We start from the raw sequence: 24,275 nt of genomic DNA on the forward strand, positions 1-24,275 counted from the left end.
CAGTGTTCGAGGGTTGTCAGTTGAGGACCGGAGGATAGACCACATCGAGGCTATTATCAGTCTTCCTGAGGTAGAAACCACTACCTTGAGACGCTTGCCACCAGCCCTGCCACAGTCGGCCACACTGGGCGATCACGCCGCGGTCATGCGCCGCGGGTCGCGGTGGAGTCAAGGAGTCTGATCGAATACACTGCCCCGCAACATGAACGGTTAGGTGATCACCGGCCACTTCGGCCGCGCGGCGAGTCCCGCGCGCGCCAGGTACGGGCCCGATAGCCGCTCTGCGCGGGTGAGGGCCTCGCGCTCGTCCACCGTGGTCACGCGACGGTCGTCCAGCAGGACGCGCCCGTCCACGACCACCGTCCGCACGCTGGCGGCGCTCGCGCTGTAGACGAGCGTGTTCACGGGGTCGAGCAGCGGGCGCCACTCCGGCAGGTCCAGGTCGAAGATCACCATATCGGCGCGCTTGCCCGGCTCGAGCGAGCCGATCTCGTCCTCGAACCCGAGGGCGCGCGCCCCGTGGAGCGTCGCCATCTCGAGCACGCGCTCGGGCGGCATCACCCTGGGATCGAGCCGCGCGTCCTTGGCGACGAGCGCGGCCAGGTACATGAGCCGCAGCATGTCGAAGTGGTTCGAGCCGTTGGCGCTGTCGCCGCCGAGCGAGACGCTCACGCCGGCATCCAACATCTCGGCGAAGCGGCCGTGAGCGGCGAGCCCCTTGACGTGCTTGAGCGCGGCGGAGGGACAGTGCGAGACCTTCACGTCGCGGCGGGCGAGGAGCGCGATGTCGTCGGCGCTCACGTGCACCATGTGCGCCAGCTTGGTGCGCGGCCCGAGCACTCCCCAGCCGTCGAGCGTCGCGAGCGGCAGCGTGTCCGCTGTCTTGCGGGACGGATGCGACGCGAACTGCATCATCCCCCAGCCTGTCCCGTGACGTTGGGCCAGCGTGTGAGCGCCGCGGATCAGCGCCTCGGAGCAGGTGCCGAAGCCGATCAGAAGCGGCCAGGCGCTCACTCGCGGGCTGTCGCGTCGCTTCACGTCCAACATCGTCGCCTCGGCGAGCCGCAACGCTTCGTCGGTGGACTGGGCCAGCCTGCCGGGGCCCGAGGCCAGGTCCCACGTCCAGCGGCCGAGGACGGCGCGAAGCCCCACGGCGTCCACCGCCTGCGCCACGGCCGGGACGTCGAAGAGCGTGCCGGCCTCGCAGAAGGTAGTGGTGCCCGTGCGTAGCATCTCGAGACACGCGAGCTGGGCGGCGGCCGCCTCTTCCTCCGGCGTGATGGCGGCGTAGAGCGGCACGTACCAGTCCGGGACGTAGCGGTCCACGGGCACCTCGTCGGGAATCAGGCCGCGCGAGAGGTGCTCGGAGAGGTGGACGTGGGTGTCGATGAAGCCCGGGAGCACGAGATGGCCGCGCCCGTCGATCACGCGCTCCGGCGCGTGCGGCGGCCGGACGTCGGCGGCGCGGCCGACCTGGGCGATGCGCTCGCGGTCGATCAGCACGGAGCCGTCCAGAAAAATCTGGCGCTCGGGGTTCATCGTGAGGACGACGGCGTGCTCGACGAGGATCATGGGTGGCCTTCCGCGAAGTATGATACACGTCTGCTCGCGGAGGGTCCGGAGATGAGCGGAGGTGATCTATCCGTCGCCGTCGTGGGCGGCGGCATCGGGGGGCTGGCGGCGGCGCTCGCCCTGCTGCGCGCGGGATTCGACGTGCAGGTGTTCGAGCAGGCGTCGGCGCTCATGGAGGTCGGCGCCGGTATCCAGATCAGTCCGAACGCCTCGCGGCTCTTGCACCGCTTGGGCCTGGGTGCCGCGCTGGATCGAACTGGCGTGCGCCCGGTGGCCGTGCACCAGCGTCGCTGGGACGATGGCCGCACCTTGCAGCGCGCCCCGCTCGGCGAGGCGGTGGAGGCTGCCTTCGGCGCGCCCTACTACCATTTCCACCGCCACGATCTCCTCAAGGTGCTGTCGGACGCACTGCCCCCAGACCGGCTGCATCTCGGGCATCGGCTCGCCGGCTTCACCGACCACGGTGACCGCGTCGAGCTGCGGTTCGCCCACGGCGCGCGGGTCGCGGTCGGCATGCTCGTCGGTGCGGACGGCATCCATTCCACGGTGCGGGGGGAGCTGTTTGGCCCGGAGCAACCGCGCTTCACCGGCTGCATCGCCTATCGTGGGCTCGTCCCGGCGGATCGGCTCGGGCATCTCGAGCTCGAAGTCCTGGCGAACAATTGGATGGGTCCCGGGGGTCACTTCGTGCACTACTTCGTGGCCGGCGGCCGCCTCGTCAATTTCGTGGCCATCATGGAGCGGGAGACCTGGATCCGGGAGTCCTGGACCGACCGCGGCGAGGTGGCCGACGCGCTGGCCGCCTTCAAGGGCTGGCACCCTCTGGTGACCGCGATCATCGGCGCCGGGGATGAGACCTTCATCTGGGCGCTCCTCGACCGCGCCCCGCTCGACCGCTGGTCGGTCGGCCGCGTGACGCTCCTCGGCGATGCCTGCCACGCCATGCTGCCCATCATGGCGCAGGGCGCCGCGCAGTCCATCGAGGATGGCGCGACGCTGGCGGCCTGTCTGCTCCAGGACGGCGCGGCCGACGTCGCCTCCGCCTTGTGGCGGTACGAGGCGCTGCGACGGCCGCGGGCGGCACGCTTGCAGGAGATGTCTCGGGCCAACAAGACGCGCTTCCACCTCCCCGACGGTCCCGAGCAGCAAGAGCGCGACGCCGAGCTGGCCACGAGGGGCGACCGGACGATTGCGGCGCTCGGCTGGCTCTACGGGCACGACGCTTCGTCGATCGACGGCGATCCCGAAACAGAACGGCGGTGAAACCTTTCACTGATTCACATGGAGGAGCGCGATGAGCCAGGCGGCATCGAGCGACAAGGGCAGTGCGCAACGGTCGGACGAGCTGATCGCGCGAATGAAGAAGGCGCGCGGTTACATCTACCCGGAGTGGGAGTTCGCGGCGCGGCAGGACCCGGAGTTCGTCGAGACCTACAATCGGATCTACGAACTGGGCTTGGGTGAGGGTAAGCACGTCTCGGCGAAAGTCCGTGAGTTCGTCGCCATCGCGCTCCTCGCTTTCCGCGGGGGCGAAAAGGCCGGTCTCGTGGCGCACATGGAGCGCGCGATCCGCTTCGGCGCCACGCGCGAGGAGATCTTTGAGATCCTCGAGACCTGCCTGGTGCCGGGCGGCGCGCCGACCTTCCACCGCGGGCTGGGCGCGCTCCTTGAAGTGAAGGGCTGATTACTTCTTCAGGCGCAGGTCCTCGTACGGCGCCGAGTAGAGGTGGCCGACGATGAGACCCAAGCCCGGCTCGGCCACGCGGGCGCCGTGCCCGTTCAGGAAGACCGGCTCGACGATGGGGGCGAACATTACCTTCTCGTGCACGAGCTGCTGGATCCGGTGGAGGATCGCCTCACGCTTCCTCGCATCCATCTCGCGCGCCTGTTCCCGGTAGAGCCCGTCGATGTCGGGATAGCCGCCGTAGGAGCGGATGCCGCCCGAGATCACGAACGCCTCGATGCGCGTGGCAGCGTTGCCGGCGGCCGCGCTTCCCACGCGCACGATGTGCTTGAAGGCCTTCTCAGCATCCGTGTTCAGGTAGGCGGCGCGCTCCATCACCCGGAGCCGCGTGCGGATCCCGACAGCCTGGAGGTCGTTCACGACCGCCTCGCCAACGGGCGCGTACGTGTTGTCCGTGGCCACCTCCGCTGCGTCGAAGCCGCGCGGGTAGCCTGCCTCCGCCAGGAGCCGCCGCGCCCGCTCGGGATCGTAGGGGAAGGCCGGCGCCGTCCAGGCGAACGCGAAGTCGCGCGGGATGATGCTGGCGCTGAGCCGTCCGTGGCCCAGGTACTCGGCGTTGTTGATCTCCTTGCGGTTGATGGCGAGGCTGGCCGCCAGCCGCACGCGCTGATCGTGCCAGGGAGATTTCGCGTTCCACTGCTCGGTGAGGGTCAGCCACTCGGTGAAGGTGCCCGCGACGGGCTTGAGCGTGAGCCCCGGAGTTCGGGCCAACTCCTGCGCGAGCGCGCCGCGGATCGAGTACGCGACGTCCGCCTCGCCCCGCTTGAGCATCGCGAGCCGCGTGCTCTCGTCCGGCACGGCCCGGAACACCAGCCGCTTCACCGACGGCACCCTTCGCCAGTAGCTCTCGTTGGCCTCCAGCACCAGCTCGATTCCGGGCGAGAAGGAGAAGAGCTTGTACGGGCCGGCGCCGACGGGCGCGCGCTTGAAGCCGTCGTCGCCCACGCGCTCGACGTAGCGCTTCGGGACGATCCAGGCGGCGCCGGTGGCCGGCGTGGCGTAGAAGGTCAGGAAATCGGGCCAGGGCGCCTTCAGGACGAAGCGGACCCTGAGGGCATCGACGATTTCGACGCGCGCCACCCGCTCGTGGAGCGTCTTGGCCGAGCTGCCGCGGTAGCGCTCGAAGGAGAACTTCACGTCCTCGGCGGTCAGGGGATCGCCGTTGTGGAACGTGACGCCTTTGCGGAGCGTGAACTCGTAGGCGAGGCCGTCGCGCGACGTGGTCCAGGACTCGGCGAGGCTCGGCGCCATCGGCTGGCCCGGCATCGGCTTCACGAGCGCATCGTGGAGCGCGTAGAGGACCATGAACGGCACGATCACGCCCTGCGTCTCCGCCGGGTCGAACCAGCTTGGCGCGAGCGAGACGTGGACCGCCCACGTCATCTGGCCCTCGGGCGCCGCCGGCGCCGCCGACGCGCCCCACGGGCCCAGGGTGAACAGCGCGGCCAGCGCGATCGCTCTCGTTCGATTCATGCCAAGCGATACTGCGACCTGATCACGGGTCCGTCAAGCAGTTGCTCGCGGAGCACGGAGTAGCCTATGCTCTTTCCCTGCGAAAGGAGAACCACCATGCTGATGCGCAAGCTGGGCCGGACGGGGCTGCGGGTGTCGGCCCTCTGCCTGGGCGGCAACACGTTCGGATGGACCACGGACCAGAAGGCCTCCGAGGCCGTGCTCGACGCCTACGTGGAGGCCGCCGGCAATTTCATCGATACCGCCGACGTCTACTCCCGCTGGGCGCCGGGCAACAAGGGCGGCGAGTCGGAGACCGCGCTCGGGATATGGATGACGGCGCGCAAGAATCGCCACACCGTGCTCATCGGCACCAAGGTCATGGGGCCGATGGGGCCGGGGCCGAATGACACGGGCCTCTCGCGCCAGCACATCATGGAAGGGGTCGAGGCCTCGCTGCGTCGTCTGCAGACCGACTACATCGACCTCTACCAGGCGCACTGGGACGATAAGGACACGCCGCTCGAGGAAACGCTCCGCGCCTTCGACGACCTGGTGCGCCAGGGCAAGGTGCGCTATATCGGCGCCTCGAACCACCACGCGTGGCGGCTCACGCGCGCGCTCTGGGAGAGCGACAAGCGCGGCTACGTGCGGTACGAGTCGATCCAGCCGAAGTACAACCTCGTGTTCCGCGACGAGTACGAGCGCGAGCTCGAGCCGCTCTGTCTCGAGCAGGGCGTGGGCGTCATCTCGTACTCCTCGCTCGGGAGCGGGTTCCTGTCGGGCAAGTACCGCCCCGGCGCGGATCTGCCCAAGACGGCCCGCGCCGTCAACGTGCAGAAGGGCTACATGAACGATCGCGGCTTCGCCGTCCTCGCCGCGGTGGACAAGGTGGCCGGCAAGGTCGGCGCCACGCCGGCGCAGGTTGCGCTCTCCTGGCTCGCCCACCGTCCCGGCATCACGGCGCCTATCGCCAGCGCGACCTCCGTCGCCCAGCTCAAGGAGATCCTCGGCGGCATCGACCTCAAGCTGGACGAGGAGGCGACCGCGACGCTCGACAGCGCGAGCGCCTGGAAAGAAGCCTAACGAGGCCGGTCAGACGGGCGACTCGCCAGAAGCCCGAGTCTCGCCGGCGACTTGGCTTGAGCCAGAATCGGCAGCGCTACGCCTTCCGCCGCCGCGAGGCGTGATCGCGTTCGCGCGGATGAATTCCAGGACGGGCTCTGCCGGTGTGAACCATTCACCGTGGATGCGAAAGACTCCCAAGCGCATGTGGCAGGCCTCTTCGTGATCGCCCTTCATCACACCTAGGAGCCTGACCGGAACTGGCGACATGGTCATGAGCGTCCGAATTCGAACGGCGAGATTTCTGGTGGAGCCGATTTTGATCGGCCCGCTCGTTCCAGCCTGGAGGAAGTACGTGGACGGGACTTCGGTGGTGAATGCCTTGTCCTCCCTACAGAGGAGCACGGCATCTCGAATGGCGGCGAAGAGATTGGAGGCTTGCCTGGTGAGTGGAGTGGACTCCGGCGGCTCATGTGGCTCGCGCAGCCGGGCGAAGGCCCGGAGGATCTCGATCGTGACCGTGGCCGCTGTCGGGCTCCGCAGGACGGCGGCAAGCATCCCGGCCCCTTGCTCCGTGAACGCGTAAGGCAGCTTGCCGCGCCATGACCCCTGCGGTCCGGGAATCTGGACCCGGATCTCTTCGGCCTCTTCGTCCGTCAGCTGAAACACGAAGTCGCGCGGGAAGCGGCGCGGATTGCGCTTGACCTGCTGATTCAGTTCCCGGGCCGTGACCTTGTAGAGCTCCGCAAGGTCCCTGCTCAGCATCACAGCCTGACCCCGAAGAAACAAAATGCGATTCTCGAGGGGTTCAGGTCGTGGGGGCGACAGCATCCTCTCGCGAGCTTACAAGCATCACCACCGGTTGCCTATGACCACAATTGGATACACCGCTTGGGAAGGCAGTGCGTCGTGTCCAGAATGTGATACACATCTGGTCCAGGAGGTGCTGCCATGACAGTTGAGTTCGGCGTCCTGCTTCCCACCCGCGAGGCCGTGATGTCCGGCCGCCCGGAGACGGCTCCGATGCTGGCCATGGCGGAACGCGCTGAGGCCGCGGGCTTCGACTCTGTCTGGATCGGTGATTCGCTGATTTCCAGGCCGCGCCACGAGCCGCTCACCCTGCTGGCCGCCGTCGCGGCGCGCACGCGACGGGTGCGCCTGGGGACGGGCGTGCTCCTGCCTGCGCTGCGGAACCCCGTCGTGCTCGCCCAGATCGTGGCGACGCTTGACCGCATCGCCGAGGGGCGCGTCATCCTCGGGGTCGGCATCGCCGCCGACTCGCCGTCCATCCGCAAGGAGTTTGCGGCCGCCGGCGTGCCGTGGGACCGCCGGGTGGGACGGTATCTCGAGACGCTCGAGATCTGTCGCGCGCTGTGGAGCCGCGACGGCGTCAGCTTCAGCGGCAAGCACTTCACGCTGGAGAACATCACGATGGAGCCGAAGCCGCACCGCCCGGGCGGGCCGCCCATCTGGATCGGCGGCAGCGGCCCCAGCGCGCTTCGCGACGCCGCGAAGTTCGACGCGTGGTTCCCCACGGGCCCCAGCGCGGACTTCTTCGCCGAGCACTTCCCCCGCGTGCAGGCGGCCGCCCGCGCGGCGGGCCGCGCGCCCGACGCCGTGACGGGCGCGGCGTACGTCACGATCGCGCTCGACGCGAACCCGGCCGCCGCCGAGCAACGGCTGCACGGCTTCCTCGAGGGCTACTACGGGGCGCCGGCGCGCGTGATCATGGCCCGCCAGGCCTCCTACGCCGGGCCGCTCGAAGGCTGCGTCGAGTGGCTCCAGCGCTGGATCGACGCGGGCGCGCGCCACATCTCCCTGCGGTTCGCCGGCGGCGACCAGCTCGCCCAGGTGGACGAGGCGGCCTCACGCCTCCTGCCGAGGCTCAAGCGGGGCTGAGGCTACTACCGACTCGTTTGCCGGCGCTTGGCCGCCGAGGGTAATGATACTGGGCGCATGGGTCTCGGATCGAAGACTCGCCGCGGCACGTCGGAAGAGGCGATGGGTACTATCAGGGTCTGCATAGTCCGTGGAGGCGGTGGCAGCGAACGGGTGCCAAGCATCCGTCGGACAAAGTGATTGACAGGAAGTCGCAGTGTCTTTTCCGGCGCGTTAGCCTGTCCAGCCTCGCGGTGTGCGCCAGACTATCTGGTTCCAGATATTTCACGTTAGGCCCCGAGCAATACGCCAATGCGTACAAAGCTCAGCTCTATCAATCGTCTCGTCGCCGCCTTTCTCGCGCTCGTCTGGGCCAGCGCTGCCGTCGCAGGGCTCGTGGTTGCTTACGTCTCCGGTCGTTGGGTGGTGTTGATGCTTGCACTCTTCGCGCTTTGGTATGCGGTTCTTTGGGCCCGTGTCGTTGTCCAGGCGCGTTTGCTCACGTGGAGCGAAGTTGCTACGCTATGGCGTGCATGCTAGCCGCCCGATGGCGTCGTTAGAGCGCAGTGGAAGTGAAGCAAAGGAGAGCGCTGTGAACGGTCCCGATACCGACAAGGTCTTCACCGGCTCAATTCCGAAGCTCTATGAAACGTATCTCGTTCCGCTGATCTTCCAGCCGTATGCTGCGGACTTGGTGGGTCGGGTAGCTTCGCGATCTGTGTCTCGCGTACTCGAAATTGCCGCCGGCACGGGTGTTGTAACTCGCAATCTGGCATCCGTGCTACCGGAAAGTGTTTCCATTGTCGCCACGGATTTGAATCAGTCGATGCTGGACCTGGCTTCCGAGGTCGGGACCAAGCGCCCTGTGGAGTGGCGTCCGGCAGACGCTATGCAACTGCCCTTCGAAGATGGAGTGTTTGACGCCGTGGTGTGCCAGTTTGGAGTCATGTTCTTTCCCGAAAAGTCGAAGGCGTTTTCGGAGGCACGGCGAGTCCTCAGGTCAGGAGGCGTTTTCATGTTCAACGTATGGGACCGAATCGAGGAGAACGAATTCGCTCACACTGTGACGAAGGCGCTCGAGTCTCTCTTCCCTAAGGACCCGCCGCGCTTCATGGCCCGCACGCCCCATGGTTACTACGACCTCGCGACCATTGAGCGAGATCTGAAACACGGCGGGTTTCTTGCGTCACCCCATATCAGTACGGTTGCGGCACGCAGTCAGGCAACATCTCCCCAGATCCCTGCGATCGCGTACTGCCAAGGGACACCGCTGCGTAACGAGATCGAGGCGCGCGACAAGTCGCGGCTCGGCGAAGCCACCGACATCGCAGCGGAGGCTATCGCCCAGCGGTTCGGGCCGGGTCCTGTCGACGGCAAGATTCAGGCGCACATTGTCACTATCGAGTGCTGAGAGTCGCCAATTGAGCGTGTTGCGCTCGAACCTTTCCATCGAGCGGACAGCCACCGGCAAGCCGGTGGCTGTCCGCTCATGTCAAACGTTAGACACCGGCTACATGGCTGAGCGACCGATGATGGCAAGCCGCAACACGAGTTCGCCTGGTAGGTAGAGCGCGGCAACCGATATCTCCGCGTCAAGAGACCGCGGCGCCCAACGTCCTAGCCGCTGGCGCGCGCGAACTCCGCCGGATCCCCGCCGACCGTCGTCCGCTGCATGAAGCGCTTGTGGCGGGTGGTGTCGAAGGGCGTGGCGCGGTGGAGGACGCAACGGTTGTCCCAGATGACCAGGTCGCCTTCCTGCCATTCGTGCCGGTAGACGAATACTGGCTGGGTGACGTGCTCCAGCAGCACTTTCAGGAGCGCGCGGCCATCCTCCACCGGCATGCCCACCATGTGGGAGGCGTGCGCGCCGAGGAAGAGGGCCCGGCGCCTGTTCACCGGATTCGTCCGGACGAGCGGGTGGCGCACCGGCGGATACTCGGCGCGCTCCTTCTCGGTGAAGAAGCCGGGCCGGATCTGGTCGCGCGACCAGGAGAAATCGTGGACGGCGACGGCGGTCGCGACCTGCCGCTTCAGCCCGTCCGGCAGGGACGGGTAGGCGCAGCGCGTGCTGGCGAACTCGGTGGCGCCCCCCTCCGGAGGGACAATCCGCGCGGAGAGCAGGGAGCAGAGCGACGGGACCTCTTTGAAGGAGCTGTCGCTGTGCCAGAGCATGTTGGCGAGCTGGTAGATCATCCGCCGGTCGTCGCGCGGGATGACCTCGCCCGTCTTGATGTCGAGGTTCGACTGGCGGGCGAAGGGTGTCCCGGCCGCCGGGTTGATGCTGCGGGTGACTTCGAGCGAGCCGAAGCGCCGGCTGAAGGCTGTCTGCGTGTCGTCGTCGAGCGGCTGTCCGCGAAAGATGAGGACGGAGTGCTCGTCGAGAGTGGCGCGGACTTCCTTCCAGGCCCGCTCCTCCAGAGGCCGGGTGATGTCGACGCCGTCGATCTGGGCGGCGAAGTGTGGAGTGAGCCGGGTTGTTACCACACGAGCTCGCGGGCGACGCCGCGCATGTCCATCTCGAACTCGAGCCCCTGGATGGGCGGGCGGCTCGGGAACCAGCGGATGCCGTGGATGGCGGCGGGGCCCGCCGGACGGAGGATCTCGTCGAGGAGGAAGCTGTAGATGGGCTGGGCCGCGTAGACGTCGATCGTCGTCACGCGGCTCCAATCGCCGCCGAGCGCGAGCAGGCGGTCCTGCATGACGCCCATCACGAACCGCGCTTTCTCGCGCATGGCGTCCGGCGACGTGTCCCCGTGGCGGACAATGCCGTCGGGTCCCTGCGCGCGGTCCCGCATCTCGCCCGCGCCGGCCACGATGAAGGTCGGCGACGGCGTCGCGCCGGGCGTCGTGTAGGCGAAGGCATAGAGGGAAGGCTCGGCCGGCGCCGCGACGACCGGCGCCACGTTGGTTCGCGGAATGGGGTTGTCCTCGCCCACGAGGATGCTCCAGTCGGCGAGCAGGGCCCGGTAGCCCTCGTTGAACTTGGCGAACCCCTCGAAGGTGAACGCGGCCGGGCTCCTGAGCTCGATCCCGCAGAGTGCCGTCCTTGGTCGCTGCTGCTGGTTCAGGTGGCGCTCGATCCGCGTGAAGCCCTCGCGCCAGGGGATGGGCGCCGCGAGGGTCACGTGCACAATCTCGTGGCCCGGCATGGCGACCGTGCCGGACGAGAAGGCGCTGATCCCAGGCAGGAAACGATAGTTACCGTTCGGACAGTCACGCAGCATGGAGTCCTCCCTCGAACCTCTTTCCGCTCAGGGGAGGAGGTCGGCTACGGGAATCCGCGTGCCGGGCGCGGCCAGCGGTGCCACGATCGCGGGCGGCCGAAGGATTTCGACCGACCGATAGACCCAGCCGTACGGGGCATCCGCCTCCGGCTGCGGCTCCCGATGCACCTCGAGCACACCTTCGGCGAGATTCACAATCCAGTAATCCTGTAGGCCGGCGCGGGCGTACAGGCCGCCCTTGAGGCGGCGGTCGAGCCTCAAGCTCGAATCGGCGACCTCGACGACGAGGGCGGCTGCCGAGGGGTGCGCGCTCACGTAGTCGCGAGGCCCGCCGGCCACGACGGCCAAGTCGGGCTCGGGCTCCGATTCGTTATCGAGAGCCAGCGGCGAATGCAGGCGCGGGTGCCACCCGGGGCCGAAGGCCGTCGCGAGCGTCTGACCGATGTGGGCGACGATCGCGGCATGCGGGCTGCCCTGGGGCTCCCGGACCACGAGCAGCCCGTCCAGGAGCTCGAGGCGCTCGCCGACGAACATGCCAAGGTCTACGAGCCGGTCGTACTCCACCCGCCGCAAGCGACGGGTCTTCACATGCGGCTCGATCACCGAGGCCATGGGCGTTAGGGTAGCGGAACACCAGAGGACCGTCAACGTCTCCGAGCCGATACGTTCTCGCTATTCGCTGAGCCAGACCGTGTCGTAACTCGGCGGCTCGGCGGCCGCCACGAAGACCAGCTCACCCCCCACAAACGCTTCGTGGCAAGGTCCGCGCCTTCCCGAAGACTACGGAGTTTGGTCCACACCACGCTCTCCTCGACGAGCTGGGAGCCGGCGAAGGTGCCGAAGCCGCAGTCGACGCTTGCGAGGACGCGCGTCCGGTCGCCCACGGCCTCCGCGGCCGCCACGATCCGGTCGGCGACGACCTCGGGGTGCTCCACGACGTTGGTCGTGGAGTCGATGACGCCGGGCAGGAACAGCATCGCGTCGGGGAGCGGATGGCGGCGGAACGCTTTCAGCTCGTGCTGGTGCCGCGGGCTCGCGAGCGGCAGGGAGAGCGCGCCGACCCGCGCGCGATAGATGACCGGCAGGAGCGGCTCCAGGGGCACGTCGTGGGTGTGGGGCCCGTCGTAGTTGCCCCAGCAGAGGTGCAGGCGCACGCGGTCTTTCGGGATGGCCGCCACCGCCTCGTTGATGGCGTCGACGTGGAGCGCGACGGCGTCAAGGAAGCGGTCGAGGGGCTCGTCCTGGAAGAAGCAGGCGCGCTCCATGGCGAGGTCCGGGCAATCGAGCTGGAGCACGAACCCGCGACTCACGATCAGCTCGTATTCCTTGCGCATCTCGCGGGCGAGCGCCCGCACGTAGCGCTCGTGTGAGCCGTAGTAGGCGTCGAGCATGATGGTGGCGATGACGCCCGGGGAGGCCGCCGTCATGAATGGCTCGGCGAACGCGGTCCGCTCGGCGCCCGCACAGCGCTGGAACAGCTCGCACTCGGCCACGGCCTCGCTGAGGTCGGTGTAGGCGACCTCGGCCACCGCTTGGGGCGCGTCGGCGATGCGAGCGGCGCCGGCCCGCTGGCGAGACAGGCGGGAGGCGTAGTCCGGGTGCTCGGCGAGATCCCGCGACAAGCGCCGCTTGCTCTCGCCGCCGAAGCCGCGCATCCGCTTGGCCGGGTACGTCGAAAAGCCGACGCGCGGCTGCTCGCCGTCGTTGCCGACGTCGATGCCCGCCTCGAGCTGTTTCTTCACCACGTGGCGTACGGCGGCCTCGGCCTCGCGGGCGAGGGCGGCGCCGTCGACGACCTCGCCGCGGTCCAGGCGCACGAGGAGGTCCCGAAGCGCCGGCGGACGCGGAAGACTGCCGACGTGGGTGGTCAGGATCCGGTGCTCGCTGCGCTTCATGCCGTCTCCTAGGTGATCGCCCGCAGGCGCCTGGACGTGAGCAGCAGGAGCGCGTTCGCGGCCACCATGGCGCCGCCGAACATCACGGCGAAGCGCGCGTCCACGGCGGCGGCCATCGCGCCGGCCAGAAGGCCGCCCAAGGGCAGCAGGTTCCAGCAGAGGGAATACAGGCTCATCACCCGGCCGCGAAGGTGATCGGGCACGTGCTGCTGGAGGTAGGTGTTGACGTGCATCAGGTAGAAGGTGTTGCAGAAGCCGACGAGCACCAACACGGACAGAGCCGGCCACATCGCCTGGGATCTCGAGAACACGATCAAGAGGCCGCCCAAGGCCGTCGCCGTGACCAGGAGCGCCGTGCCTCGGCGAAGGGTGAGATGAGCGATCGTCGCCACGGTGAGGCTGCCGAACAGCGCGCCGGTGCCGTGCGCGGCGTTCAGCAGTCCGTACCCGGTCGGGCCGGTATTGAAGTACGAGTCGGCGTAGATCGGCAGCAGCGTCAGGTAGGACATGGCGAAGAGGCTGTTGAAGAGAGCCAGGGCGATCAGGCTCGCGAACACGAAGTTGTGCCCCACGAAGCTCATGCCTTCGGCGAACTGCTGGAGCACGTGCCGGCCGTCGTGAGCCCGCGCGTCCCCGCGCACCCGGAGGCGGCTGTACAGGAAGAGCGCGATGCACGAGGCGGCCGCCGCCATGCCGAACCCGACCGCCCCGCCGAATGCTGCGATCAGGATGCCGGTGATGGACGGGCCGATCATGCGCCCGGCCTGCCAGGGGATCGAGCCGAGCGCGATCGCGTTCGAGAGACGCTCGCGCTCGATCAGCTGGGGAATGAGCGCCATGCGGCTCGGCTCGTCGAATGCCCGGAAGGCGTTGCTCAACGCGGCCAGCACCAGCAGATGCTCGATGCGGGCCAGCCCGAAGAGCGTCAGGGCGAACGCGGCGGACAGTGTCAGAGCGATCAGGGTCTGCGTGGCGACCAGGAGCCGCAGGCGATTCATGCGGTCGGCGAGGACGCCGCCGAAGAGCTGGAAGAGGACCAGGGGCACTCCCTGCGCCAGGCCGAGATAGGCCAAGGACATCGGATCCCGGCTGACCTCCCAGGTCATCCAGGCGAAGGTCATGTATTCCGCGCGGTGCCCGAGGACGTAGAAGACGAGCCCGAACCAGTAGAGGCAGTAGTTCCGCTCCTTCAGGGCAGCGAACGTCGACAGCCTGGCCGTCTGCGTGGAAGCGGGCAAGGAGCGGTCGGGCTCTTGCCTACTCGATGGTCAGCACGGCCTTGCCGGGGAAGCGCCGGGCCATCAGGTCCTGCGCGACCTGGCTGATCTCCGCCCACGGCCGCTCCAGGCTGATGTGGGGCGTGAGCTGTCCCGCCGCCACGAGGTCGGCGAGCCGGCGAAGGCCCACCGAGGCCGGCTCGCTGCCGAGCTCGGTGAAGAGATAGAAGCCGTACAGCGTGGCGCGCCCGGTGGCGAAGAACGTGCGCGTGTCGAACGTGACCTCGGCGGATGCCGAGACTCCGAGCGTGACGCAGACGCCGCCGCGCTCGAGTGCGGCCAGCGCCGTGCCGAGGGTGCGCCCGCCCACGGACTCGATGACGAGGTCGTACTTGGGCGAGGGCGGAATGTCTTCGCCCACCACCACCTCGTGAGCGCCGAGCTGGCGCAGCGCGGGGACCTGATCGGCGCGCCGGGCGCTTGCCGTCACGTGAGCGCCGGCGAGCCGCGCGAGCTGCACCGCGAAGTCGCCGACACCGCCCGTGGCACCGGTGACGAGCACGCGGCGACCGAGCAGCAGCCCGCCCTTGCCGAGCCCATGGAGCGCGGTCAGCCCGGCCACGGGGAAGGTCGCGGCCTGGGAGAAGGTGACCTTGTCGGGCAGCTCGGCGAGGGCGTGCGTCGGCACCGCCACCCGCTCCGCCCACGCTCCTTCGGGCAGGAACCCAACCACCCGCGTCCCGGCGCGCGGGCCCGAGCCGTCCGCGGCGGCGCGCTCGACCAGGCCGGCCAGGTCCCAGCCCGGCCGCCAGCCGGCGGGGGCCATGCCGGATCGCCTGACTTCGCCGCGGTTCAGTGAGATCGCGCGAACGCGCACCAGCGCTTCGCCGCGGTCGGTGACGGGCTCGGCGACCGGCTGGATGACGAGCCGGCCCGGCGCTTCAGGATCGACGACGACGGCACGGTTGGCGGGCATAGGGAGTTGCCTCCGTCAGAGGGTCAGGTTCGCTCAGCAGAGTACAGACGCGTGGCAGCAGAGTACCGACGCGTGGGCCGAAAGGCAATCCGCCCGCCGCCGTCAAGCTGAGGTATCCTCTTTGCCTGACCGCCGGCCGGTCAAGGAGGCCTCACAATGAATGTCGGCATCTCGGTACCCCTGCCTGCATACCTGGTCGACGTCGGCTTCATGGCCCGGAAGGCCGAGGAGCTCGGCTTCGAATCGTTCTTCTGCGCCGAGCACCCGTTCATCCCGGTGCAGACGAAGAGCCGCTTCCCGGGCTCCGAGGACGGCGTGATCCCCGAGACCTACTCGCACTTCATCGACCCGTTCGTGGCGCTCGCGCGCGCTTCGGGCACGACGAGCCGCATCAAGCTCGGGACCGGGATCGTGCTGGTGCCCGAACGGAATCCGCTGCTGCTGGCCAAGGAGGTGTCGACGCTCGATCTCTTCAGCGGCGGGCGCTTCCTCTTCGGCATCGGCGCGGGGTGGCTCCGTGAGGAGACGGAGCTCATGGGCGGCGATTTCGACCACCGCTGGACGCAGACGCGGGAGTCGATCCTGGCCATGAAGGAGCTGTGGACGAAGACCGAGGCCGAGTTCCACGGCAAGTACTACAACTTCCCGCCGGTCCGCTCCTATCCGAAGCCGATGCAGAAGCCGCACCCGCCGGTGCTCCTCGGCGGAAGTGCTCCGAAGGTGCTCGAGCGCGTCGTCGCCTGGGGCGACGGCTGGCTCCCCAATCGCGTCACGCCGGACCAGCTCCGCGAGAGCCGCGCGACCCTCGACCGGCTCGCCGAGGACGCGGGCCGCGATCCCTCGGCCATCACCATCACGGTTCACGGGCAGCCCGCCGACCGCGACCTGATCAGGCGGCTCCACGACGCGGGAGCGAACCGCGTCCTTGTGCGGCCGCCGACGGTCAAGACGGAAGCGGAGATGGCGACGGAGCTCACGAAGATCGCCGACGCGGTGCTGCGCTAACCCCATGCTGCGTTAACCATGGATCTCAAGGATCGCGTAGCGCTCGTTGCCGGCGGCACCGGTCTTCTCGGGACGGCGATCGCCCGTGCCCTTGCCGGGGCAGGTGCTGACATCGCCATCACCTATCTCGAGCGCAAGGATGCGGCGCGCGAGACGTGCGGGGTCGTCGAAGCCCTCGGGCGGCGGGCGTGGAGCGTCGCGCTCGACCAGACGAAGGCCGAGGCCATTGCCCCCGCGGTGGAGGTGGTGAAGGGACACTTCGGCAAGATCGACATCCTCGTCAACAACGCGGCGTGGAACATCAGCATTCCGTTCCCGGACCTCGAGGCCCTCGACGCCGCCGTCTGGGACCGCCTCTTCGCCACCAACCTGCGCGGGCCGTACCTGCTGGCGCGGGCGGCCGCGCCGCATCTCAAGGCGAGCGGCTCAGGCCGCATCGTGAACATCGCCTCGGTGGCGGGGTTGAACCCGGGCGGGAGCAGCATCGCGTACGCGACGAGCAAGGCAGGGTTGATTCACCTGACCCGGTGCCTCGCGGTGGCGCTGGCGCCGCAGGTGAGCGTGAACTGCGTCGCCCCCGGCCTCATGGAGGGGACGCGGATGACCTCGCGGCTCCGGCCCGAGCAGGCCGAAGGGGCGCGGCAGCGCGCCATCCTCAAGCGCGCGGCGAGCGTCGAGGACGTGGCCGATCAGGTGCTCACATTCTGCAAATCGGACAGCGTCACCGGCCAGACGCTGAACATCGACGCCGGCGTTTTCTTCCATTAAAGCTTTCCGCGCGCTCCGCCGGCCGATCGCATCCCGCAGACGATGAACGCCCGCCGCAAGATCGTGGTCGCGATGATGATGCACGAGACCAACACCTTCTCGCCGGTGCCGACGCCGCTCGCGTCGTTCCGGCCGCTCTCCGGCCAGGCGGCCATCGAGGAGTTCAGGGACACCAACACCCAGCTCGGCGGCTTCCTCGACGTTGCAAAGGAGGCCGACGCGGAGATCATCGTCCCGCTCGCCGCGGGCGCGCACCCGTCGGGATACGTCGAGAAGGCGGCCTACGAGGACATGTGCGACGCCATCGTGGCCGCGATCGGGAACGGGTGCGACGCGGCGTTCCTCGCCCTCCACGGCGCGATGGTGGCCGAGCACCTGGACGATGGCGAAGGCGAGCTGCTGCGGCGCATCCGCGCCGTGGCGCCCGGGCTGCCGATCGCCGTCGGGCTCGACTTCCACTCGCACATGACGGCGGCGATGATCGAGAACGCCACGGTCGTCGCCGGCTATCGCACCTATCCGCACGTGGACATGGGAGAGACGGGCCGGCGCGCCGCGCGCACGCTCGTCCGCGCGCTCAACGGCGAGGTCGAGCCGGGAATGGTCTGGGGATCGCGCCCGATGATGACCAGCACGCTGGTCCACGCGCCGTCCCGCCAGCCCATGAAGGACATCATGGACGTCGGCATTGAGGCAGAGACGAGCGGGGCGGTGCTCAACGCATCCGTCTTCGGCGGCTTCCCGCACGCCGATATCCCGCACACTTCTTTGTCGGCGGTGATCGTCTGCGACCGGCGCGGCGACGAGGGCCGCGTCCTCCTGGACCGGCTGCTGGGCATGGCCTGGGACCGTCGCGCGGCGTTTCTCTACACGGGCGCGCCGCTCGCCGCCCAGATCGCGCATGCCAGGACGCTCGGCCGAGGGCCGATCGTCCTGGTGGACCACGGAGACAACACCGCATCCGGCGGGACGCAGGACGTGATGAGCGTGATCGAGGAGGCCATGCGGCAAGGCCTCGACGACGTCGTCGCGGGGCCGATCTGCGATCCCGTGAGCGTCGGGCGCATCCTGGCGGCCGGGACCGCGGCCGGGGTGACGCTCGAGCTGGGCGGGAAGATCGACATGCCCCAGATCAATCTCCCGGGCAGGCCGCTCCCTGTTACCGGCAAGGTCACGCGCATCACGGACGGCGAATTCACCGTCACCGGGCCGATGGCCACCGGCACACGCGTCCGCATGGGCCGCACGGCGGTGCTCGACACCGGGGCGATGCAGATCGTGATCTCGGAGCGGCGCAGCGAGCCGTTCGACTTGGGAGTGTTCACGCACTGCGGTATCGATCCGCGGCGGAAGAAGTACGTGCTGATCAAGTCGCGCCAGCATTTTCGAGCCGGCTTCGAGCCGATTGCCCGGCACATCGTGATGTGTGACGGCGACGGCTGCACCAGCTCCGATCTTCGGCTCTTCACCTACAGGAAGCGCCCGAAGCCACTCTACCCGTTCGAAGATGGAGGAAGGTCATGAAGCTCGGCATCTTCCTGACGAACCAGAATCCGCCGGGCAGCGACATGGTCTCGGCCTTGGAAGACCAGTACCTCATGACACGGCTCGCGCGCGATCGCGGCTGGGACGCGATCGCCACCGGGCAGCACTACCTCACCGAAGGAATGAGCCAGCTCCAGCTCGTCCCGTTTCTGTCACGCCTCGCCGCCGAGGCGGGGCACATGACGGGTGTCGCGGGGATCTTGCTGCTCGGTCTCCACAACCCGGTGGAAGTCGCGGAGTGCATGGCGTCGCTCGACGTGATCTGGCGGGGTAATTTCGTGTTCGGCATCGGGCTCGGCTATCGCGATGTGGAGTTCGATGCCTTCAAGGTGCCGCGGGGCCAGCGCGCGCGACGGTTCGAACAGTGCCTGGAGGTCGTCAAGCGCCTGTGGACCGAGGACAAGGTCACGGTGGACAACGACGTCTGCACGCTCTCGAACGTGACGCTCACCTGTCGTCCCGTGCAGCGTCCGCATCCGCCCATCTGGGTCGCTGCCAACAGCGACGCCGCCGTCCGGCGCGCGGCGCGGGTGGGTGACACGTGGTTCATCAATCCGCACGCCACCATGACGACGATCAGGCGCCAAATGGAGCTGTACCGCGCGGAGCTGGCGCGGGTCGGCAAGCCGTTCCCGCGGGTCCTGCCGATCTTCAAGGAGATCTTCTGCGCCCGGGACACGAAGACGGCGGTGGAGATGGCCGGCCCCTATCTCGCCAGCAAGTACCGGGTCTATGCGTCGTGGGGGCAGGACGCCGTGATGCCCGGCGGGGAGACGTTCCAGCAGCCGTTCGAATCTCTGCTACGCGACCGGTTCGTGTTCGGAAGCCCGGAGGAGTGCTACGAGCAGCTGCGCCCGTGCTGGGAAGAGGTGGGCGCGAATGTTCTCTTCCTCCGCACGCATTGGAGCGGCATGCCCGTAAGCCATGCGCTGGCCAGCATGCGGCTGATCAGCGACGAGCTGCTTCCGGCGCTGCGCCGGATCAAGGGCGCGGACTGACCCCTACTGCCGCTCCAGGACCGCCTGGACGTTCACGATGCGGCGCTCGTCGCGGTTCCGCTGCCCGGCGCGCGTGATGTCGTCGAGCGCGTCCCCCATGACGAGACGCGCGACGCTGTGAGCGGGAACGGCGGCGCCGGTGCTCGGGCCGGCAAGCTCCGCCGTGACGTCCTCCCAGGCGCGGACGCGGAAGCCCGCAGCCTCGATCACCGCGCGTATCTCCTCCGGGGTGCGCAAGAAGCCGGCCGACGCGTCTCGCGCCCACATCACCGGAAAGATCGGCGGCTGCACGGGGCCGGCCATCGGCTCCTGGATGGCCAGCATGGCGCCCCGCGGCAGGACGCGAGAGAAGCCGGCGTAGAGCCGCTCCTTGTCGGCGATGTTCATGCCGCTGTTTTGCGTCCACAGGAGATCGAACGTGTCGGCGCCCACGTCGAGCGCCAGCGCAGCGCCCGCGCGATGGATGACGCGATCGGCGAGCCCCAGCCGGGCCGTGAGCGCTTGGCCGGCGCGAACGTAGGACTCGGTGAGATCGATCACGGTGACGTAGCAGCCGAACTCCGCCGCCAGCGTGCGCGCGGGCCCGCCCAGGCCGCCGCCCACGTCGAGGACGCGCATGCCCCGCCGCGGCTGGGCCAGGCGCGCCAGCCGAAGGGTGGCGCTCTTGCCGCCGCCATGAAACTGGTCGGCGGGCGCCAGGTCGTCGATGGTCAGCGCCTCGACGTTCTTGCCGGTCGCCGCGAGGGCTTGGAGGATCGTGCGCTCGAGGCCCTCGCGTCCCCAGTATTCGTTGGCGGCCCGCGCGTCGCTTCGCTCGTTCATCGGCCCGGCTTGAAGATCGCCCTGAGACCCCTTGGGGGGACGGTGTCGCGCACCCAGGTGAAGCCGCCCTGTTGCGCCGTCATGTCTCAGGCCTTCTCGAAGTCGATGCGCTCGTACACGGGCAGCCCCTGGAGATAGCGGCGCAGGCAGTCGAGCCCCATCTCGACCGCTCCCAGGCGGACCCATTCGCGACCTCCCACGATGCGACTGCGCCGGGAGGCGACGTCCCGCTCGGTCGCTATCGCCAGACAGATGGTGCCCCCGAATTCGATACGGTCGGTGCCCTCGTCGAGATCGATCAGGACTGCCAGCGCATGGGTCGAGCGGGTCTGACGCCGCGCGGCCTGAGCGACCGCCTCGGCGGTCTCGCGCGTGATCTCGCCCGTCGGGGGAGCGCTGTCGATGCCGACGGCCGCGCACACCTCGCCGAGGTCGCGGGCCACGATGCCGCGACGAAAGACCTTTTCCGCCCCCGGGAGGTGAGCGAAGCGGGCGGCGATCTGTCCGCTCGTGAAGGTCTCCACGATCGACAGTGACGCCTGGCGCTGCGCGAGCTCTCCCAGGACGACGCCTTCCAGCGTCTGGTCGTCTTCCGCCAGAATGAAGTTGCCGAGTCGTTTGCGCACCTCGCGCTCGACCGGCTCGAGCTTTCTCCGGATATCTTCCATGTCGGCGCCGCGGACGGCGAGCTTGGTTTCGAGCTGCGGATAGTGGGCCCGGAAGCCGAGCTTCACGGTCCCATCCGGCACGAGCTCCTCTACCCCCGTGAGCAGCGCATCGACGTGCGATTCACCGAGCCCGTACGAGTGAAAACGCTTCAGGTGGATGGCCGTCTGCAGGCCGCTGCGCGCGAGAAGCAGCGGGATGATCTGTTCCTCGAGCATCCGCTTGAGCTCGCGGGGGACTCCAGGCGTGAAGAAGAACCGGGCCTTGCCGATGTCGAGCGCGAATCCGCAGGCGGTACCGATCGGGTTGTCGATCACGTCCGCGGTGACGGGCAGCATGGCCTGCTTCTTGTTGTTCGGCGGCATCACGCGGCTGCGCCGCTGGAAGAACGCTTCCATTTTGGCCAGCCACTCCTCATTGAGCGCGAGCTGGACGCCGGCGGCCTGGGCCGCGACTTCCTGGGAGAGATCGTCGACCGTCGGGCCCAGGCCTCCGTTGACGATGACCGCGTCGGCACGCTGCGCCGCCAGCTGAAACGCCTGCAGCAGGCTCTCCCGGTCGTCGCCGACCGTGGTTTCCCACCGGACCGAGAGGCCGACGTCCTCGAGCTTCTGGGTCATGTAGCTGAAGTTGGTATTGACGATCTTCCCCGTCAGGACCTCGTCGCCCGTGCAGATGATCTCGATTCGCATGCGTGGCCTCGTCTCAGGCACGGAACCGCGGCATGACTTCGCGGGCGAACAGCTCCATGGATCGGCGGATCTTCTCCTGCGGCAGGCCGCCGAAGTTCATCCAGCACAGCACCTGTCCGACGCCCATCGCGCGCATCGTCTCGATGTGCCGGGCCACGGTGTCGGGCGACCCGAACGCCAACGTCTCGGCCACGAGCCCCTCCCAGGTCACCTTGGCGAATCGCTCCGCCGCGGCGCGGAAGCCCGGCTGGAGGCTCGGATGCGTGTCCTCGATGCGCTCGGGGACCTGGAAGCGTCGCAGGGAATCCTGGTACCACATCTCGGCGTCCTTGGCCTCGGCGAGCGCCTGCGCGTCCGTCGGCGCCACGTAGATCTGCCGCGACACGCCCCAGAGCTTCATGAGCGCGGCGATCTCGGTCTCCCCACGCCCGTGCCGGCGCAACGCCTCCACGTAGCTGTCGCGACGCTTCAGGATCTGATCAACCGGGCCGGTCAGGATCGAGTTGAGCATGGGCCAGCCGCGTGACGCCGTGCTCTCGACCCCGCTGTCGCTTCCGCACACCTGGTAGATCATCGGGTGCGGCCGCTGGACGGGCTTGGGAATGACCCGGGCGTCCTTGATGGTGAAGAACCGCCCCTCGTGCGAGAAGCGGTCCTCGGTCCAGGCCCGCAGCATGATGTCGACCGCCTCGTCGAAGCGCTCGCGGTTCTCCTGCTGCGGGACATGGTAGCCCTTGAACTCGGCGGGGCGATTGCCGCGGCCGACGCCGATATCGAGCCGGCCCTTGGAGATGACGTCTACGAGCGCCAACTGCTCGGCGAGCCGCAGTGGGTGATGGAACGGCAGGATGGCGGCCGCCAGTCCGATCCGGACCCGCCGCGTCCGGGAGGCCGCGGCGGAAGCCAGCGTGGCCGGATCCACGGACAGGCCGTAGTCGATGAAGTGGTGCTCGGTCAGCCAGATCTGGTCGAAGCCCAGCTCCTCGGTCCACTCCATCTGCTGGAGCTCCCGGTGGACGACCTCCTCGTGGGTCAAACCCGGGGCGGCCTGAAAGAAGAAGAAGGTCCCGAAGCGCATGGCACGGGATCATACACCTTTCGCGGTGATCGGGGTCCCCGCTGCTCCCTCATCCGCCGGGTCTGGTGAGCCAGCCCGAGACGTGGTAGCTTCGCCGCCACAGAGACGAAGGCGTTCCCGCTCACATGCTCCCGGAGGTATCCAGATGCCCGCTCCGCGCTCGCTCCTGATCGCCGTTCTTGTCCTCGTAGTCCTCTCTGGCGTCTCACCGGCGTCGGCAGCGCCGGAGGGGACCATCACGATCGGCGTCCACGTGACGCTGGTCTCGAGGTGGCTCGATCCCGGGGACACGGAAGCGCTCATCACGCCGTTCATGGTCCTGTACGCGCTGCACGACGCGCTGGTCAAGCCGATGCCGGCCGGGATCATGACCCCGAGCCTGGCTGAGTCGTGGATCGTGTCCAAGGATGGGACGACGTACGAGTTCATCCTTCGGAAGGGCGCCCGGTTTCACAACGGCGATCCCGTCACGGCGGAGGACGTGAAGTTCTCCTTCGACAGATACAAGGGCAGCGGCGCCACGCTCCTGAAGGAGAAGGTGAAGGAGGTCCAGGTGGCGGCCCCGAACCGGGTCCGCTTCGTGCTGAAGGAGCCCTGGCAGGATTTCATGTCGTTCTACGGCACGTCGGCCACCGGCGCCGGCTGGATCGTGCCGAAGAAATACATCGAGAAGGTCGGCGACGACGCCTACAAGAAGGCGCCGGTCGGCGCCGGGCCGTACAAGCTCGTCTCCTTCACGCCCGGTATCGAGCTGGTGCTGGAGGCTTTCCCGGACTACTGGCGGAAGGCTCCCCAGGTCAAGCGGCTGGTCATGCGCAGCATTCCCGACGAGAGCACCCGGGCCGCGGCCGTCAAGACCGGCCAGGTGGACCTTGCGTACCTCTTTGGCGGGGCGATCGCGGGGGAGCTGCGCCGCAGCCCCGGGATCAAGGTCGTCGCGCCCCTGCTGTACGGCATCTACTGGCTGGACTTTCTCGACCAGTGGGACCCGAAGTCTCCCTGGCACGATCCGCGTGTGCGCATGGCGGCGGGTCTCTCGATCGATCGTAAGGCCCTCAACGAGGCGGAGATGCTCGGTCTCGGGCGGCTGACGGGCTTGTTTGTTCCCCCGAGCTTCGAATTCGCGCTGCATCTCGAGCCGCCCGCGTACGACCCCAAGCGCGCCAAGCAGCTCATGGTGGAGGCCGGCTATCCGAACGGCTTCGACGCGGGTGACCTGACTCCGCTTCCGCCCTACGCCTCGCTGGCCGAGTCGGTGGGAGGCTATCTCCAGGCCATCGGGATCCGCAGCAGGGTGCGGGGGATGGAGCGCGCCGCGTTCCTCACCGCGTGGAGAGAGAAGAAGCTGACGGGGCTTGTCATCGGCGCGACCGGCGCGGCGGGCAACGCCGCGGCGCGGCTCGAGCCCTTCTTCACGAAAGGCGGCACCTACGCGTACGGCACGCTTCCCGAGATCGACGATCTGTTCCAGCGCCAGTCGAAGGAAACGGACCGCAAGCAGCGCGAGGCCCATCTCCACCAGATCCAAAAGATCGTTGCCGATCGCGTGCTCGTGACGCCCCTGTTCCAGCAGGGCTTCATCTGGGGAGTGGGATCGCGCGTGGCGGAATCCGGCGCGGGACTGATCCAGGGCTTCCCGTACGCGGCCCCCTGCGAGGACCTGAAGCTCCGGTAGGAG

General features: G+C 68.3%; 22 protein-coding genes. 10 read left to right on the forward strand and 12 right to left on the reverse strand.

Annotated features, from left to right (window positions below):
• Positions 1–210 precede the first annotated feature (210 nt).
• Complete coding sequence (locus tag Q7W02_06025; GenBank protein MDO8475744.1) at positions 211–1,572, reverse strand: amidohydrolase family protein; 1,362 nt, start codon at positions 1,570–1,572, stop codon at positions 211–213.
• A gap of 51 nt (positions 1,573–1,623) precedes the next feature.
• Here Q7W02_06025 and Q7W02_06030 point away from each other — a divergent pair, with 51 nt between their 5' ends.
• Together Q7W02_06030 and Q7W02_06035 are read left to right on the forward strand one after the other, a co-directional pair.
• Positions 1,624–2,835 carry an FAD-dependent monooxygenase gene (locus Q7W02_06030; GenBank protein ID MDO8475745.1) on the forward strand — a complete coding sequence of 404 codons (1,212 nt, stop codon included), beginning with the start codon at positions 1,624–1,626 and terminating at the stop codon, positions 2,833–2,835.
• Positions 2,836–2,866: 31 nt separating this feature from the next.
• Positions 2,867–3,256, forward strand: a complete 390-nt coding sequence (locus tag Q7W02_06035) for a carboxymuconolactone decarboxylase family protein (GenBank protein ID MDO8475746.1) — start codon at positions 2,867–2,869, stop codon at positions 3,254–3,256.
• Here Q7W02_06035 and Q7W02_06040 read toward each other — a convergent pair whose 3' ends face one another.
• The gene (locus Q7W02_06040) at positions 3,257–4,789 is read right to left on the reverse strand and encodes an ABC transporter substrate-binding protein (protein ID MDO8475747.1); all 1,533 of its coding nucleotides are present in this window, start codon (positions 4,787–4,789) and stop codon (positions 3,257–3,259) included.
• A 96-nt stretch (positions 4,790–4,885) separates the two neighbouring features.
• Here Q7W02_06040 and Q7W02_06045 point away from each other — a divergent pair, with 96 nt between their 5' ends.
• The gene (locus tag Q7W02_06045) at positions 4,886–5,854 is read left to right on the forward strand and encodes an aldo/keto reductase (GenBank protein ID MDO8475748.1); all 969 of its coding nucleotides are present in this window, start codon (positions 4,886–4,888) and stop codon (positions 5,852–5,854) included.
• A gap of 9 nt (positions 5,855–5,863) precedes the next feature.
• Here the strand turns inward: Q7W02_06045 and Q7W02_06050 are convergent, their stop codons facing one another.
• Complete coding sequence (locus Q7W02_06050; protein MDO8475749.1) at positions 5,864–6,664, reverse strand: ORF6N domain-containing protein; 801 nt, start codon at positions 6,662–6,664, stop codon at positions 5,864–5,866.
• Positions 6,665–6,784: 120 nt separating this feature from the next.
• Between Q7W02_06050 and Q7W02_06055 the strand changes: the two genes are divergently transcribed.
• Together Q7W02_06055 and Q7W02_06060 are read left to right on the forward strand one after the other, a co-directional pair.
• A complete protein-coding gene (locus tag Q7W02_06055) occupies positions 6,785–7,732 on the forward strand; it encodes an LLM class flavin-dependent oxidoreductase (protein ID MDO8475750.1) in 948 nt (315 codons plus the stop codon).
• Between the two features lie 571 nt (positions 7,733–8,303).
• Entirely contained in the window at positions 8,304–9,122 is an 819-nt protein-coding gene (locus Q7W02_06060; GenBank protein ID MDO8475751.1) for a class I SAM-dependent methyltransferase, read from the forward strand.
• Between the two features lie 206 nt (positions 9,123–9,328).
• On the opposite strand, the gene Q7W02_06065 is transcribed toward Q7W02_06060, so the two are convergent.
• Genes Q7W02_06065 through Q7W02_06090 form a run of 6 tightly spaced genes read right to left on the reverse strand, consistent with a single transcriptional unit; the run spans position 9,329 to position 15,023 of the window.
• Positions 9,329–10,195, reverse strand: a complete 867-nt coding sequence (locus Q7W02_06065) for a TauD/TfdA family dioxygenase (GenBank protein MDO8475752.1) — start codon at positions 10,193–10,195, stop codon at positions 9,329–9,331.
• Positions 10,189–10,935 (reverse strand): RidA family protein, encoded by a 747-nt coding sequence (locus Q7W02_06070; GenBank protein ID MDO8475753.1) that lies wholly within the window; start codon positions 10,933–10,935, stop codon positions 10,189–10,191. Before Q7W02_06070 ends, Q7W02_06065 begins: the two co-directional genes overlap by 7 nt.
• 27 nt (positions 10,936–10,962) lie before the next feature.
• Positions 10,963–11,523 carry a Uma2 family endonuclease gene (locus Q7W02_06075; protein ID MDO8475754.1) on the reverse strand — a complete coding sequence of 187 codons (561 nt, stop codon included), beginning with the start codon at positions 11,521–11,523 and terminating at the stop codon, positions 10,963–10,965.
• 56 nt (positions 11,524–11,579) lie between these two features.
• On the reverse strand, positions 11,580–12,830 hold the full coding sequence (locus Q7W02_06080; protein MDO8475755.1) for a cobalamin-independent methionine synthase II family protein: 1,251 nt from the start codon (positions 12,828–12,830) through the stop codon (positions 11,580–11,582).
• A gap of 8 nt (positions 12,831–12,838) precedes the next feature.
• Positions 12,839–14,068, reverse strand: coding sequence for an MFS transporter (locus Q7W02_06085; protein MDO8475756.1), 1,230 nt, complete (start codon positions 14,066–14,068; stop codon positions 12,839–12,841).
• A 19-nt stretch (positions 14,069–14,087) separates the two neighbouring features.
• Positions 14,088–15,023, reverse strand: a complete 936-nt coding sequence (locus tag Q7W02_06090) for a zinc-binding dehydrogenase (protein MDO8475757.1) — start codon at positions 15,021–15,023, stop codon at positions 14,088–14,090.
• 156 nt (positions 15,024–15,179) lie between these two features.
• Here Q7W02_06090 and Q7W02_06095 point away from each other — a divergent pair, with 156 nt between their 5' ends.
• The 4 genes from Q7W02_06095 to Q7W02_06110 are packed head-to-tail and all read left to right on the forward strand — an operon-like array spanning position 15,180 to position 19,339.
• Positions 15,180–16,028, forward strand: coding sequence for an LLM class F420-dependent oxidoreductase (locus Q7W02_06095; protein MDO8475758.1), 849 nt, complete (start codon positions 15,180–15,182; stop codon positions 16,026–16,028).
• Between the two features lie 18 nt (positions 16,029–16,046).
• Positions 16,047–16,796, forward strand: a complete 750-nt coding sequence (locus Q7W02_06100; GenBank protein ID MDO8475759.1) for an SDR family oxidoreductase — start codon at positions 16,047–16,049, stop codon at positions 16,794–16,796.
• A gap of 42 nt (positions 16,797–16,838) precedes the next feature.
• Positions 16,839–18,320 (forward strand): M81 family metallopeptidase, encoded by a 1,482-nt coding sequence (locus Q7W02_06105; protein MDO8475760.1) that lies wholly within the window; start codon positions 16,839–16,841, stop codon positions 18,318–18,320.
• The gene (locus Q7W02_06110; protein MDO8475761.1) at positions 18,317–19,339 is read left to right on the forward strand and encodes an LLM class flavin-dependent oxidoreductase; all 1,023 of its coding nucleotides are present in this window, start codon (positions 18,317–18,319) and stop codon (positions 19,337–19,339) included. Before Q7W02_06105 ends, Q7W02_06110 begins: the two co-directional genes overlap by 4 nt.
• A gap of 3 nt (positions 19,340–19,342) precedes the next feature.
• Here the strand turns inward: Q7W02_06110 and Q7W02_06115 are convergent, their stop codons facing one another.
• From Q7W02_06115 to Q7W02_06125, 3 genes are all read right to left on the reverse strand, one after another.
• Entirely contained in the window at positions 19,343–20,161 is an 819-nt protein-coding gene (locus tag Q7W02_06115; protein MDO8475762.1) for a methyltransferase domain-containing protein, read from the reverse strand.
• 86 nt (positions 20,162–20,247) lie between these two features.
• Positions 20,248–21,519, reverse strand: coding sequence for a CinA family nicotinamide mononucleotide deamidase-related protein (locus Q7W02_06120; GenBank protein ID MDO8475763.1), 1,272 nt, complete (start codon positions 21,517–21,519; stop codon positions 20,248–20,250).
• A gap of 13 nt (positions 21,520–21,532) precedes the next feature.
• Entirely contained in the window at positions 21,533–22,597 is a 1,065-nt protein-coding gene (locus tag Q7W02_06125) for an LLM class flavin-dependent oxidoreductase (protein ID MDO8475764.1), read from the reverse strand.
• A 145-nt stretch (positions 22,598–22,742) separates the two neighbouring features.
• Between Q7W02_06125 and Q7W02_06130 the strand changes: the two genes are divergently transcribed.
• Positions 22,743–24,272, forward strand: coding sequence for an ABC transporter substrate-binding protein (locus tag Q7W02_06130; GenBank protein ID MDO8475765.1), 1,530 nt, complete (start codon positions 22,743–22,745; stop codon positions 24,270–24,272).
• The last annotated feature ends 3 nt before the right edge of the window (positions 24,273–24,275 follow it).

The sequence above is a fragment of the Candidatus Rokuibacteriota bacterium genome (assembly GCA_030647435.1).
Classification (GTDB): Bacteria; Methylomirabilota; Methylomirabilia; order Rokubacteriales; family CSP1-6; genus AR37.

Excerpts from the sequence above, each read along its gene's own strand:
- Q7W02_06080 (MDO8475755.1), bottom strand. The coding sequence starts at position 12,830 with ATGAAGCGCAGCGAGCACCGGATCCTGACCACCCACGTCGGCAGTCTT.
- Q7W02_06055 (MDO8475750.1), top strand. The coding sequence starts at position 6,785 with ATGACAGTTGAGTTCGGCGTCCTGCTTCCCACCCGCGAGGCCGTGATG.
- Q7W02_06115 (MDO8475762.1), bottom strand. The coding sequence starts at position 20,161 with ATGAACGAGCGAAGCGACGCGCGGGCCGCCAACGAATACTGGGGACGC.
- Q7W02_06050 (MDO8475749.1), bottom strand. The coding sequence starts at position 6,664 with ATGCTGTCGCCCCCACGACCTGAACCCCTCGAGAATCGCATTTTGTTT.
- Q7W02_06030 (MDO8475745.1), top strand. The coding sequence starts at position 1,624 with ATGAGCGGAGGTGATCTATCCGTCGCCGTCGTGGGCGGCGGCATCGGG.
- Q7W02_06040 (MDO8475747.1), bottom strand. The coding sequence starts at position 4,789 with ATGAATCGAACGAGAGCGATCGCGCTGGCCGCGCTGTTCACCCTGGGC.
- Q7W02_06130 (MDO8475765.1), top strand. The coding sequence starts at position 22,743 with ATGCCCGCTCCGCGCTCGCTCCTGATCGCCGTTCTTGTCCTCGTAGTC.
- Q7W02_06110 (MDO8475761.1), top strand. The coding sequence starts at position 18,317 with ATGAAGCTCGGCATCTTCCTGACGAACCAGAATCCGCCGGGCAGCGAC.
- Q7W02_06095 (MDO8475758.1), top strand. The coding sequence starts at position 15,180 with ATGAATGTCGGCATCTCGGTACCCCTGCCTGCATACCTGGTCGACGTC.
- Q7W02_06100 (MDO8475759.1), top strand. The coding sequence starts at position 16,047 with ATGGATCTCAAGGATCGCGTAGCGCTCGTTGCCGGCGGCACCGGTCTT.
- Q7W02_06090 (MDO8475757.1), bottom strand. The coding sequence starts at position 15,023 with ATGCCCGCCAACCGTGCCGTCGTCGTCGATCCTGAAGCGCCGGGCCGG.
- Q7W02_06070 (MDO8475753.1), bottom strand. The coding sequence starts at position 10,935 with ATGCTGCGTGACTGTCCGAACGGTAACTATCGTTTCCTGCCTGGGATC.
- Q7W02_06045 (MDO8475748.1), top strand. The coding sequence starts at position 4,886 with ATGCTGATGCGCAAGCTGGGCCGGACGGGGCTGCGGGTGTCGGCCCTC.
- Q7W02_06125 (MDO8475764.1), bottom strand. The coding sequence starts at position 22,597 with ATGCGCTTCGGGACCTTCTTCTTCTTTCAGGCCGCCCCGGGTTTGACC.
- Q7W02_06035 (MDO8475746.1), top strand. The coding sequence starts at position 2,867 with ATGAGCCAGGCGGCATCGAGCGACAAGGGCAGTGCGCAACGGTCGGAC.
- Q7W02_06120 (MDO8475763.1), bottom strand. The coding sequence starts at position 21,519 with ATGCGAATCGAGATCATCTGCACGGGCGACGAGGTCCTGACGGGGAAG.
- Q7W02_06105 (MDO8475760.1), top strand. The coding sequence starts at position 16,839 with ATGAACGCCCGCCGCAAGATCGTGGTCGCGATGATGATGCACGAGACC.
- Q7W02_06025 (MDO8475744.1), bottom strand. The coding sequence starts at position 1,572 with ATGATCCTCGTCGAGCACGCCGTCGTCCTCACGATGAACCCCGAGCGC.